This window comes from Lentibacillus cibarius (genome assembly GCF_005887555.1).
GTDB lineage: Bacteria > Bacillota > Bacilli > Bacillales > Amphibacillaceae > Lentibacillus > Lentibacillus cibarius.
The window spans coordinates 92117-105852 of record NZ_VCIA01000001.1 but is presented as its reverse complement, the minus strand read 5'-3'; the positions used below and the strand labels follow the sequence as shown (position 1 = coordinate 105852).

The window sequence follows — 13736 nt, the reverse complement described above, 5'->3', positions numbered from 1 at the left end:
ATGTGACGAACACATACAGTTTTTATTTAACCAAAATACGTTCGGTATAAGGATTGGATAGCTTGGTGTAATTTATCTGCTTTAATACCAAACATCATTGATACTTCAGATGACCCTTGATTGATCATCTCTATATTTACATTCGCCTCTGATAAGGCTGCAGCCGCTTTATTAGCAATCCCTATCGTGTTCTTCATACCTTCTCCAACGACCATAATCATCGCGAAATTGTGATCAATGGATATCATATCTGGACTCAGTTCACTTTTAATCCGTCTGATTAAAGTATCCTCTTTGTTTGGCGTAAGCTGTGTCTCGCGAATAATAACGGACATTTCATCAATTCCGGAGGGCGCATGTTCAAATGAAACATCTTCTTCCTCCAGTATTTGTAGTAACCTTCTTCCGAATCCGACTTCGCGGTTCATTAGATATTTACTGATGTACAAACTTGCAAATCCTGTGTCACTTGCAATGCCAACCACACACTTTTCCTGTGGTTTTTTATCAGCTACTATCATTGTTCCAGGTGCTTTAGGATTACCGGTGTTTTTTATACAAACAGGTATTTTTTCCTCGAATGCCGGGATAAGTGCCTCATCATGAAAGACAGAAAAGCCTGCATATGATAGCTCACGCATTTCTCTATATGTTAAAGTACGTATTTCTTTTGGATTTTGAACGATTGTTGGATTTACAGTATAAACCGAATTTACATCTGTGAAATTTTCGTATAAATCAGCCTTAACCCCCGCAGCAACAATGGACCCGGTTATGTCAGAACCACCTCTTGGAAATGTCATTAGCTGTCCATTTTTCGTATATCCAAAGAAACCGGGTATAACAATAATACCATCTTCTTCACGCAAATCAGCCAGCAATGATAAACTTTCCGGCAAAATTTTTGCCTTACCTGGTTCATTGCTGACAATAATCCCCGCATCTTTTGGATTCACATATTTAGCTTGGAAACCTGATATTTCCAAATATGCACTGATTAGTTTAGCTGAGCTGTCTTCACCGACGGCTTTTAGAGCATCCATTTTCATATGTTCAGGCAGATTGCTTGAAAGTATTTCTTTTATCGTTTGTTCAATTTCCTCCACAACGGATTTAGGAATTTGTAGTTCTTCTGAAATAGCAAAAAAGCGGTTTGAGATTTTTTCCATCCATTCATCGACTGGTTCATTCGCAAAGGCTGCATTGCCTAATGCAATTAATAGGTCAGTTACTTTAGAATCTGCCTCGAAACGTTTTCCTGGTGCTGAAACAACAATGATTTTTCGATCTGGATCACTTGTGATGATTGACTTGATTTTTTTGATTTGTTCCCCGCTTGCTGCGGAAGTTCCTCCAAATTTTGCCACTTTCATAAACATCGCTCCATAACTTTGATTGAATAAAATAACAGTTGAGTTATTATTATTTTCGTTTTCTTTTCCCATTTTCCTTTTTTTTCTTCAAATTTTTCCTGTCCCGGCGAACGATAAAACCGCCAATAAATGCAAGACCTGCAAGGAAGAACAGGAATCCGGCGGCAAATTGGATACCGGCATGTACAAATATTGGGCTGAATTCGTTAAAGAGTGTGTCACGCATAAGTTTAATTCCAAGCGCTGACAATAGGCCGGGTAATAACAGCAGTAGCACTGCAATAAAACGAGCCATGTCTTTTCTCCTTTGGTGTTGAATATCTTTTAATTATAGCAAATTGTACAAAAAATAGAAACAGATTTAATGCATCTTATAGCTGTGCAATCTCGGAAAAAAGATGGTTTTAAAAGCTTCTAAAGATATCATTTGTTTTCAACAATATAATAACGTATACTTAAACTGTGCAAATTATTGCAGGGGTGGGGATGCACATGAAGCGCGTAATCATAGTTGGTGCTGGTAAAGGTGGTAGCGCATTATTAGAAATACTTGCTAAAACGGACCGTATGAAAATTACTGGTGTAATCGATAAAAATCCTAATGCTATAGGTTTGAAAAAAGCATTGGAAAAGAGCATTCCCACCGGGGAGAATTATAATGATTGGATAAATGGCGATATTGATATTATCATCGAGGCTACAGGTGATGAGGCTGTACTTGACGAGTTACTCGACAAAAGAAGCAAAAAGACCGTTGTCATTCCGGGAAGCGTTGCATATATCATTTCCGAGCTGATGGAAGAAAAAGAAACGTTATTGGAACAGTTGGAATTGCAGGCAAACAACCAAGAACTGATTCTTAACAATATTCATGACGGAATGATTGTTATCAACGGGGATGAGACCGTGCAGTTTGCCAATAAAAGTGCGGAACGGATTCTCGGTCTTTCGAGGGATCAATTAAAAGGCCGGGATATTAAACATGTTATTTCCGGCTCAAGGCTTCCTCATGTCTTGCATACCCGTAGGAAGGAAGTAAATCAGAAGCTTGTCCTGGAAAATGCCAAAAAAGTGATTACAACCCGTATACCCATGATTAATGATCAAGAAAGACTGCTTGGTGCTTTTGCTGTGTTTAAAGATATTACAGAGGTCATGAATCTTGCTGAAGAAAACACCGACCTAAAAGAAATTAAAACAATGCTTGAAGCCATTATCCATTCTTCAGATGAAGCCATATCCGTTGTGGACGAAAAGGGAAATGGCATGATGATCAACCCCGCCTATACGCGTATCACTGGCCTAAAAGAATCAGACATTATAGGAAACCCTGCAAGTGTTGATATTTATGAAGGGGAAAGCATGCACATGAAAGTGCTGCAGACACGGCGAGCTGTCCGTGGCGTACGGATGAAGGTCGGTCCTGCTAAAAAAGATGTGATCGTGAATGTTGCGCCGATTATTGTTGATGGAAAAATAAAAGGCAGTGTCGGTATTCTTCATGATGTATCGGAAATTCGGACGTTGACAAATGAACTTAAGCGGGCAAGGCAAATCATCCGCAACCTCGAGGCAAAATATTCATTTAACGATATTGTCGGCCCGTCACCTGAAATGAAAATTGCACTTGAACAGGCTAAAGTAGGTGCAAGAACACCAGCTACAGTACTACTCAGGGGTGAATCCGGAACGGGGAAAGAGTTGTTTGCCCATGCCATTCATAATGAAAGTGACCGAAAGCACAACAAATTCATTCGCGTCAACTGTGCTGCTATTGCAGAAAATATACTCGAAAGCGAATTGTTCGGCTATGAAGAGGGTGCATTTACAGGAGCGAAACGGGGCGGAAAAAAGGGATTGTTTGAAGAGGCCAACTCAGGAAGCATTTTCCTCGACGAAATCGGCGAACTGTCACATCATATGCAGGCAAAGCTGCTTCGTGTCCTTCAGGAAAATGAGATCATCCGTGTCGGGTCTGTCAGTCCAATATCTATTGATGTACGGGTGATTGCCGCAACGAATGTCAATCTTGAGAAAGCAATTATGACTAAAGCATTCCGTGAGGATCTTTATTACCGGCTGAATCGCCTGCCGGTTTATATTCCATCGCTTAATGAACGTATAGATGACCTGCCTGAATTGGCAATATACCTTATCCAAAAACTTAACCAGGATTATGGACGGAATATAAAAACCATTGAAGAGGCGGCTTGTACCTATTTACAAAGCTATCATTGGCCGGGGAACGTCAGAGAATTGGAAAATGTGATTGGGCGCGCCATGATCTATATGGACATGAATGAAGAAGTAATCAAAAAAGAACACATCCCTAATCTGCATCCAACTGCTAATCATAAAAAAGCGGAATCTAGCGGGGTGCTTACTGACAGCCGTTCGTTAAAAGCCGCTATGGAACAGTATGAAGAAATATATATCCGTACTGTTTTAGAGCAAAATGATTATAATAAAACGCAAACTGCCAATGAATTAAATATATCAATTCGAAATCTGTACTATAAACTTGAAAAACACGGCATTGACAAAAATGGCATGCAAGATTTTTCTTGATTGCAATTTATTGCACGCAACAAATCTTACCGTAAAAGCGCTTACAAAACATAATGGGTTGGCACGATTTTTGCTATATAATTCATAGGAGGGTAGGAGAACTTGAATGAATACTTTGTCAGAGTTAAAGCAACAGGCAATATATACAAAGGATAAGGTCGTTGCAGTAGCTGGCGCTGCCGATGAACAAGTTTTAGCAGCAGTGAAGCAAGCAGTGGATGAAACAATGTGTTCCTTCCATTTGTTCGGGTGTGCAAGTGAAATAGCTTCTATTGCTGAAGTAATTAGCCTTGACTTAACATCGGAATCAATCGCAATAACGCATACAGAGGTTCCTGCAGCTGCAGCAGTGAAGGATGTCCATAACCGGGAAGCCGACATCTTGATGAAGGGAAACATTCCGACGAAAAATGTGTTGAAAGCTGTACTAGATAAAACCAATGGACTGCGAGGAAGTAAAGTTCTGTCGCACGTTGCACTGTTTGAAATTCCGAATCAGGATCGGCTTATTTTTCTGACGGATGCAGCGATGAATATAGCGCCGGGTTTAGAAGAAAAAGTTGAAATCATTAAGAACGCGGTGCGTGTGGCACATGGTGTTGGCATTTCGGATCCTAAAACGGCTGTACTTGCCGCAGTTGAAGAAATTAATCCCGCAATGCAAGCTACATTGGATGCAGCAGCACTTACACAGATGCAAAAACGTGCACAAATCAGCGGTTGCACCATTGATGGACCGCTGGCATTTGATAATGCGGTTTCTGCTGAAGCTGCTGCCCAAAAAGGAATTAAGTCCGATGTCGCGGGAAATGCTGATATACTGGTAGTACCTTCAATTGAAGCGGGCAATGTTCTGTATAAATCTTTTATGTATTTTTCGGGAGCACAGGCTGCTGCCGTTATTAGTGGTGCAACCGCTCCAATTGTATTAACGTCACGAGCGGATTCCAGTGCTAGCAAATTAAATTCTCTTGCAATGGCACTCGTTTCCGAAAAAACTTTTCAGGGGGTTTAACTAATGGAAATATTTCCGTATATGGAAGAAAGTGATTATGAACAGTTAGTATTTTGTCAAGACAAAAATTCCGGGCTGAAAGCAATTATTGCGATACATGATACAACGCTAGGTCCGGCTTTGGGCGGAACAAGAATGTGGTCCTACGATTCAGAAGCTGACGCTATAGAAGATGCGCTTCGTCTGGCAAGAGGTATGACATACAAAAATGCAGCAGCGGGTTTAAATCTCGGTGGAGGCAAGGCAGTTATTATTGGTGACCCAAAAAAAGACAAAAATCCGGAGATGTTTCGCGCTTTCGGACGATATATACAAAGTCTTAACGGACGATATATAACTGCAGAAGATGTAGGTACAACTGTCGGCGATATGGATTTGATTTATATGGAAACAGATTTTGTTACAGGAACTTCAGCGGAATTCGGCTCATCCGGTAATCCATCACCTGTTACAGGCTATGGACTATACAAGGGCATGAAGGCTGCAGCAAACGAAGCATTCGGTAGTGATTCTCTTGAGGGTAAGACTGTTGCAGTGCAAGGTGTCGGTAATGTTGCTTATACATTATGTGAACATTTGTACGCGGAAGGTGCTAACTTAATTGTCACTGATATCAATAAAGAAGCAATCAAACGTGCTGAAGATGCGTTCGGTGCCAAAGCGGTTGCCCCGGATGATATTTACAGCGCTGAATGTGACATTTTTGCCCCGTGTGCGTTGGGTGCTGCAATTAATGATGAAACTATTCCGCAGCTAAAAGCAAAAGTAATTGCAGGTTCTGCCAACAATCAATTGAAATCAGATAAACACGGAGAACTCCTTCACGAGAAAGGAATCGTTTACGCACCAGATTATGTCATCAACTCAGGTGGCGTTATCAATGTCTCTGATGAGTTGAACGGTTATAATAAGGATAGGGCGATGAAGAAAGTGGACACGATTTACGATAATTTGTCAAAAGTCTTTGCGATTTCCAGACGCGATAATATACCTGCCAATATTGCAGCAGACCGGATGGCAGAGGAGCGTATTCAATCATTAAAGGCATCTCGCGGTCAATTTTTATTGAATGGTCATCATACATTGAGTAGACGATAAGCCATGCTACAACACGGAGGTAAATTAAAGTGTCACAGTATCAGCCTAACCGAATATTAGTAATTAACCCAGGATCAACGTCAACCAAATTTGGTGTGTTCGATGATGGAAAATGCATTCTGGAAAAGACTATCCGACATTCCACCGTTGAACTAGCATCATTTAAGCATATAATAGAACAATTCGCATTCCGAAAACAGGTCATTTTGCAGCAGCTTGACATAGAAGGTATTAATGTTTCCAAATTAAGTGCTGTCTGTGGGCGTGGTGGACTGCTCCGTCCCATTGAAGGCGGCACGTATGAAGTCAACGAAACGATGCTTACGGATTTGCGAAATGGTTATAATGGAGACCATGCGTCGAATCTGGGTGGCATCATTGCCCATGAAATTGCCAATGGATTGAATATACAGGCATTTATTGTTGATCCAGTCGTCGTTGATGAGCTACAGGACATTGCAAGGGTCTCTGGTGTTCCTGAACTTCCGCGAAAAAGTATTTTTCATGCGTTGAATCAGAAAGCAGCAGCACGTAAAGCTGCTGAAGAAATGAATATACCGTATGCAGAAGCCAATTTGATAGTTGCTCATATGGGCGGAGGGATTACAGTAGGTGTCCATCACAATGGGAGAGTTATTGATGTAAATAACGGGTTGCACGGTGACGGTCCATTTTCCCCAGAGCGGGCCGGGACCGTGCCTGCTGGTGACCTCGTGTCCATGTGTTTTTCTGGGCAGTATTATCTGGATGAAATCATGAAAAAAATAGTCGGCCAGGGAGGTTTGGTAGCCTACTTGCATACCAATGACGCTAAAGAAGTGGAAGAACGAATTGAAAATGGGGATGATGAGGCAAGCTTCATCTATGATGCCATGGCTTATCAAATTGCTAAAGAGATTGGGGCGGCAAGTACAGTACTGAACGGAAACGTCGATGCGATCGTTTTGACTGGCGGTCTGGCGTATGGGAAGATGTTTACTGATATGATTGTTGACCGGGTTAATTGGATTGCTGATACGCTTATTTATCCTGGAGAAAATGAACTCCAGACATTGTACGAAGGTGCACAGCGAGTTTTACAAGGAAAAGAAACAGCAAAAGTATATCCATCTAATCAAGATAGAGAGGAGCATTCGTTACATGGCGAAAGATTATGATTTAGTTGTCCTTGGCGGAGGGACAGGTGGTTATGTGGCAGCAATCCGGGCATCTCAGCTTGGTATGCAAGTCGCTGTTGTCGAAAAAGACGAACTCGGCGGTACCTGTCTACATCGCGGTTGCATTCCGTCCAAGGCGCTGCTCCGAAGTGCGGAAGTGTTCAGACAGACGAAAGAAGCGGCTACATATGGTGTAGATACTGGAGAACCAACCCTTAATTTTGCAAATGTACAGAAACGTAAAAATCGTATCGTTCAGACACTTCATCAAGGTGTGCAAGGGCTAATGAAAAAAGGAAAAATTGACGTTTTTAAAGGATTTGGGCGGATTCTTGGTCCTAGTATATTCTCACCCATGCCAGGCCTATTTCCATTGAATATGACAACGGTGATGAAAACACGATGATTGTACCAAAGCATGTACTGATTTCCACCGGCTCCCATCCTAAATCGCTTCCCGGCCTTGAAATTGACGGGGAAAATGTCATGAGCTCTGATGAGGCATTACATATGGAGAAGCTTCCCGACTCCATGATTATTATAGGCGGCGGTGTCATTGGGGTTGAGTGGGCTTCCATGCTGGCTGATTTCGGGGTTGACGTAACTGTTATCGAGTATCTTGAGCGTATTTTACCGACAGAAGATGAGGAAGTAGCGGTTGAAATGGAAAAACATTTATCCAAGAAAGGTGTCCAGTTTGTTAAGGGTGCGAAAGTGCTGCCTGAAACATTGCAAAAAGGTAAGGGCATTGCCGTTGAGGCGGAAACAAGCAATGGAAAAGAAACATTTTCGGCTGATAAAATGCTCGTTTCAGTTGGACGCGCTGCTAACACTTCCAATATCGGGCTGCATAATACAGACATTGCTGTTGAAAATGGATTTATCCGGACAAATAACTATTATCAGACGAAAGAGGCACACATATATGCTATTGGTGATGTGATTGGTGGTATGCAGCTTGCCCATGTAGCTTCACACGAAGGTATTGCCGCGGTGGAACATATGGCCGGGAACAATCCATTTCCACTGGAATATGGCAATATCCCAAGCTGCATTTATTCTAATCCGGAATCCGCAAGTGTTGGCCTGACAGAGAATCAGGCAGTGGAAACAGGATTTGACATTAAAATCGGTAAATTTCCTTTCCAAGCAGTTGGTAAGGCATTGGTAGATGGAGAATCGAACGGCTTCGTCAAAGTAATTGCTGACAAAAAAACGGATGATGTTCTAGGTGTCCATATGATTGGTCCACATGTTACCGATATGATCTCAGAGGCCGGATTGGCTAAGGTACTCGATGCAACACCTTGGGAAGTAGCGCATAATATCCACCCACATCCGTCACTTTCAGAAGTGATGGGAGAAGCAGCACTGGCTGTTGATGGCAAACAAATACATGGTTAGCAATCTGTTTTTCGAGATAACAGGAATTGTATTTCAATCCATTGAAGGAGAGAATAATGTATGGTAAAAAATCGTCATGAATCATTAGGACTGACTGATGAACATGTGCTGGACATGTACAAACACATGCTGTTGGCTCGAAAGCTGGACGAACGGATGTGGCTGCTGAACAGAGCAGGAAAAATACCGTTTGTCATATCCTGTCAGGGGCAAGAAGCATCGCAAATTGGTGCATCATTTGCGCTTGATCGCACCAAGGATTATACTTCACCATATTACCGGGATCTAGGAGTTGTGCTAGCATTCGGAATGACGGCAAAGGAACTGATGCTATCGGCCTTTGCCAAAGCGGAAGATCCCAATTCCGGTGGGCGTCAGATGCCAAGTCATTTCGGACAGAAGAAAAATAGAATTCTGACACAGTCGTCACCGGTAACAACACAGATTCCACATGCAGTAGGAGTAGCACTGGCTGCAAAAATGGAAAAGGAAGATACTGTCTCGTTTGTAACATTAGGTGAAGGTTCATCTAATCAAGGAGATTTTCATGAGGGACTGAATTTCGCGGGTGTCCACAAGCTACCGGTTATAACAATGGTGGAAAACAATCAATACGCTATTTCCGTGCCTTTTGATAAGCAAGTTGCCAGCGAAAATGTTTCTAAACGTGCAGAAAGCTATGGTATGCCGGGAGTTACCGTTGATGGGAATGATCCACTTGCCGTTTATAAAGAAGTCAAAAAAGCTAGAGAACGAGCCATCGATGGTGAAGGGCCAACACTGATTGAAGCTGTTGCTTATCGATTCACTGCCCACTCAAGTGATGACGATGACCGTCAGTACCGGGAAAGTTCGGAAGTTAATGAGGCGAAGAAAAATGACGCTCTTATTACTTTTGCAGCTTATTTGAAAGAGATAGGTGTCTTGACGGAGGAAGTAGAAAACGAATTGCGTTCAGATATTGAAAAAATCGTCAATGAGGCTACCGACTATGCCGAAAATGCGCCATATCCGGAGCCGGAATCAGCACTCAAGTATGTATATGAAGAATAAGGGAGGGAAGCGAAAATGCCAGTTCAATCGTATATTCAAGCAATCACAACTGCTTTAAGGGAAGAAATGCAGCGTGATGAGAAAGTATTTATTTTAGGTGAAGATGTGGGCAAAAAAGGTGGCGTATTCGGAACCACCAAAGGTCTCTATGACGAATTCGGGGAATATCGTGTGCTGGACACACCACTTGCCGAATCAGCAATAGCAGGTGTCGGAATAGGTGCAGCCATGTATGGCATGCGTCCGGTAGCGGAAATGCAGTTTGCTGATTTTATTATGCCGGCTGTGAACCAAATTGTTTCGGAAGCTGCAAAAATTCGCTACCGCTCCAATAATGACTGGGATGCACCCATTACAATAAGAGCACCATATGGCGGTGGTGTACACGGGGCACTATACCATTCACAGTCGGTTGAGGCAGTATTTGCGAATCAGCCGGGACTTAAAATCGTCATGCCGTCTACTCCATACGATGCAAAAGGTTTATTGAAAGCCTCCATCCGTGATAATGATCCTGTACTCTTTTTTGAACATAAGCGGGCCTATCGTCTTTTAAAGGAAGAAGTTCCGGGAGATGATTATGTTCTTCCCATCGGAAAAGCGGACATTAAGCGGGAAGGTTCTGACGTTACCGTAATCACATACGGTTTAAGCGTCCATTTTGCATTGCAGGCAGCTGAAAAACTGGAAGAAGAGGGCATCAGTACCCACATTCTTGATTTAAGGACTGTTTATCCGCTTGATAAGGAGTCCATCATTGAGGCAGCAGGAAAAACCGGAAAAGTCCTATTGATTACCGAGGATAATAAAGAGGGAAGCATTATCGGAGAAGTAGCGGCAATTATCGCTGAGAACTGTCTATTTGATCTGGATGCCCCTATACAACGCCTTGCCGGACCGGATATTCCTGCCATGCCATTTTCACCAACCATGGAGAAATTCTTCATGATGAACCCGGAAAAAGTTGAAACAGCCATCCGTGACATGGCGGAATTTTAAATGCTGACATTGCTACAAACGATGTGCTAAAAGGAGGGTTACATATGGCAACAGAAAAAATCAATATGCCCCAGCTCGGTGAAAGTGTAACAGAGGGAACGATAAATTCATGGCTAGTCGGCGAGGGTGATAAAGTAAATAAATATGATCCGATTGCAGAGGTCATGACAGATAAAGTAAACGCGGAGGTCCCATCATCATTTACAGGTGTCATTAGCGAGCTCGTCGCACAGGTTGGGGATACTGTCCGGGTCGGTGACCTTATTTGTTACATCGATGTCGAAGAGGAACGTAGTACAGGCGAGAGTGAACAAGTTAATGATAATACAGAAGGACAGGTTGAGCCCGCTACGGAAGCTGCAGAGAATGACACATCGATGAAAAAGCGTTATTCTCCAGCTGTGTTAAAGCTGGCGCAGGAAAATGGTATCGAGCTTGGGCAGGTCGAAGGAACAGGACGTGGCGGCCGTATAACGAGAAAAGATATAGAACAATTAATTGCTTCGGGTACACAAGCGAAAACAGAGAAGACAACAGAAAAAGTATTAGCAACGACATCACATAAGCCAGATGCATCAACAGCTTTAGGACAAGACACGCCGTCGCAACAGATAACCAATTCCGGTGACATTGAAATACCGGTAACCGGTGTAAGAAAAACGATTGCGCAGAACATGGTCCGCTCGACCCAGGAAATTCCACATGCGTGGATGGCAGTTGAGGTCGATGTAACCGATCTTGTGACTTATCGCAATCAGATGAAAGAATCATTTAAAGAAAAAGAAGGGTTCAACCTTACATTCTTTGCCTTTTTTGTAAAGGCCGTTGCACAGGCATTGAAGGAATATCCACAATTGAACAGCACATGGGCCGGAGATAAGATTATCCAGCATAGGGATATTAACCTGTCGATTGCTGTAGCCAAGGACCAGGAATTATTTGTCCCTGTCATCAAAAATGCGGATGAAAAAAGCATTAAAGGGATAGCTAGAGACATCCACGAATTGGCAACAAGGGCTCGCTCCGGAAAACTGACTGCTGATGATATGCAAGGCGGAACTTTCACTGTTAATAATACCGGTGCATTCGGGTCTGTACAGTCCATGGGGGTAATCAATCATCCACAGGCAGCGATACTACAGGTGGAATCCATTGTTAAGCGACCGGTTATTATCGATGACATGTTTGCAGCACGTGACATGGTTAATCTCTGCCTGTCACTTGATCACCGGGTATTGGATGGACTCGTCGTCGGGCAGTTCCTAGCAAAGGTCAAAGAAATTCTAGAAAACATTAATAAAGATACAACTAGTATCTATTAAAAACTACCGGTTACAAGGTGATTCCGACTTTTCCAGTTCATACCCTATGGATGCAGTATTCAACTATCATATATACTGACTGGTAAGTTGTCTGCATTGAAAAGATACTTAAAAATTGATAAGCTAAAAATATGAACCTAAATTTAACCTCTGATAAGGAGATGACTATTTATATGGATTTTGATCTGTTTATGAAAGACGTAGTAGACGCTGCCCGCAGTGATGTTAAGGAAGCAGGCTATGAAGAACTGACGACGCCTGAATCCGTTGACGAGGCCTTAAGCCGTGAAGGATCGACATTGGTTATGATTAACTCAACATGCGGCTGTGCCGGAGGTGTTGCACGTCCTGCAGCAGCTAACGCCATTCACTATGATAAGCGTCCCGATCACCTAGTCACTGTTTTTGCGGGACAAGACCGAGAAGCAACAGATAAGGCACGAGAATACTTTGAAGGGTACCCACCGTCATCCCCATCTTTTGCTTTCCTTAAGGATGGTAAAATTGTCACGATGCTTGAGCGTTCTGACATCGAAGGCTACAGTGCAATGGAAGTAGTCGGCAAACTACAAAAAGTGTTTGATGAACACTGTGAAGAAATTTAACATCTTCCGGTAAACAACCGGTCGAAAGCGAGGCTGTCTCAAGAAGTACGGGAACAGCCTCATTTTCATCACGGTAGGATGTACAGTTATAGGGAGCGGAAAGAGGTCTTATTAGATTAATTGTTAATAAGGAGATATCATTGTGCGAATCGGCTACCGGACGATTAAAACTGCAATAGGCACCCCGATTTCCATTTCGGTTGCACAACTTCTAGGGGTGAGCAATTTCGTTTCCGCAGGGATTTTGACTATTTTATGTATTCAGCCTTCCCGGAAACGTTCTGTTTTGAGTGCGTGGCACCGTTTTCTTGCTTGTGTCACTGCTTCATTGTTTTCTATTATCTTCTTTGAACTGATTGGTTATCATCCAATCGTTGTAGGTATTATGTTGCTTTTTTTCATACCTACGACGGTACTACTGAAAGTGACTCCCGGTATTGCGACAAGTTCGGTTATTATTTTAAATTTATATGGTGCGGAAGGTATCTCTCGTTCTTTTCTGTTTGACCAGTTTTTATTAATTATTGTCGGAATTGGAACAGGGCTTTTAGTTAATTTATATATGCCTAGTCTAGATAAACAGCTTAAACAGAAACAAACCGAACTGGAACGCAACTTTCAGCTCATTTTACGAGAAATCGCTTTATACATACGTAATAAAAATGAGGATTGGGACGGAAAGGAACTGACAAAGAGTGAGGAACTGATACAAGAAGCTATGAATTTGGTATCTCTTGATAAGGAAAATCATTTGCTAAGAACTGAGCATCCATATCACGATTATTTCGTTATGCGGAGTAAACAATTTGAATGTCTGCAAAAAATGTTGCCACTTGTCAGCAGATTACCTAAAACAGATGCCATCTCAGTACAGGTCGCTGATTTCTTTGACAAGCTATCAGATGCTGTACATCCCGGCAATACAGCTATCCTTTATTTAGATGAATTGAGTAAACTGCGCAACACTTTTGATCAGGAAGAGCTACCGGAAACACGCGAGGCATTCATAACACGAGCAAATTTATTTCGGCTGCTTCACGAGATTGAAGACTATTTACTGTTGAAGGAAAAGTTTAAACAAAGTGATGTATCTGCTCGAATCCGGGTAAAAAAAAGACCGGAATAGCCGATCCCAGCCTTTT

Annotated in this window: 11 protein-coding genes and 1 pseudogene; 10 read left to right on the top strand and 2 right to left on the bottom strand. The window is 42.4% G+C overall.

The window, feature by feature from the left end; translation table 11 throughout:
• Positions 1-26 precede the first annotated feature (26 nt).
• Both FFL34_RS00535 and FFL34_RS00530 read right to left on the bottom strand, forming a co-directional pair.
• Positions 27-1373, bottom strand: coding sequence for an aspartate kinase (locus FFL34_RS00535; protein WP_138600381.1), 1347 nt, complete (start codon positions 1371-1373; stop codon positions 27-29).
• 49 nt (positions 1374-1422) lie between these two features.
• Complete coding sequence (locus FFL34_RS00530) at positions 1423-1668, bottom strand: DUF2627 family protein (protein WP_138600379.1); 246 nt, start codon at positions 1666-1668, stop codon at positions 1423-1425.
• 197 nt (positions 1669-1865) lie between these two features.
• Between FFL34_RS00530 and FFL34_RS00525 the strand changes: the two genes are divergently transcribed.
• From FFL34_RS00525 to FFL34_RS00480, 10 genes and pseudogenes are all read left to right on the top strand, one after another.
• On the top strand, positions 1866-3941 hold the full coding sequence (locus FFL34_RS00525; RefSeq protein ID WP_138600377.1) for a sigma 54-interacting transcriptional regulator: 2076 nt from the start codon (positions 1866-1868) through the stop codon (positions 3939-3941).
• 106 nt (positions 3942-4047) lie between these two features.
• Positions 4048-4956: a bifunctional enoyl-CoA hydratase/phosphate acetyltransferase gene (locus tag FFL34_RS00520; protein ID WP_138600375.1), complete on the top strand. Its 909-nt coding sequence runs from the start codon at positions 4048-4050 to the stop codon at positions 4954-4956.
• A 3-nt stretch (positions 4957-4959) separates the two neighbouring features.
• On the top strand, positions 4960-6054 hold the full coding sequence (locus FFL34_RS00515) for a Leu/Phe/Val dehydrogenase (protein WP_138600373.1): 1095 nt from the start codon (positions 4960-4962) through the stop codon (positions 6052-6054).
• A gap of 29 nt (positions 6055-6083) precedes the next feature.
• Positions 6084-7211, top strand: a complete 1128-nt coding sequence (gene buk, locus FFL34_RS00510) for a butyrate kinase (protein ID WP_138600371.1) — start codon at positions 6084-6086, stop codon at positions 7209-7211.
• Positions 7195-8615: pseudogene (gene lpdA / locus FFL34_RS00505) on the top strand (dihydrolipoyl dehydrogenase). Before buk ends, lpdA begins: the two are co-directional and overlap by 17 nt.
• A gap of 60 nt (positions 8616-8675) precedes the next feature.
• The gene (locus tag FFL34_RS00500; RefSeq protein ID WP_138600369.1) at positions 8676-9668 is read left to right on the top strand and encodes a thiamine pyrophosphate-dependent dehydrogenase E1 component subunit alpha; all 993 of its coding nucleotides are present in this window, start codon (positions 8676-8678) and stop codon (positions 9666-9668) included.
• 15 nt (positions 9669-9683) lie between these two features.
• A complete protein-coding gene (locus tag FFL34_RS00495; RefSeq protein WP_138600367.1) occupies positions 9684-10667 on the top strand; it encodes an alpha-ketoacid dehydrogenase subunit beta in 984 nt (327 codons plus the stop codon).
• A gap of 44 nt (positions 10668-10711) precedes the next feature.
• Positions 10712-11989, top strand: coding sequence for a dihydrolipoamide acetyltransferase family protein (locus FFL34_RS00490; RefSeq protein ID WP_138600365.1), 1278 nt, complete (start codon positions 10712-10714; stop codon positions 11987-11989).
• Positions 11990-12162: 173 nt separating this feature from the next.
• Complete coding sequence (locus FFL34_RS00485; RefSeq protein WP_138600363.1) at positions 12163-12594, top strand: BrxA/BrxB family bacilliredoxin; 432 nt, start codon at positions 12163-12165, stop codon at positions 12592-12594.
• 142 nt (positions 12595-12736) lie between these two features.
• A complete protein-coding gene (locus FFL34_RS00480) occupies positions 12737-13720 on the top strand; it encodes an aromatic acid exporter family protein (protein ID WP_171046228.1) in 984 nt (327 codons plus the stop codon).
• Positions 13721-13736: the final 16 nt, after the last annotated feature.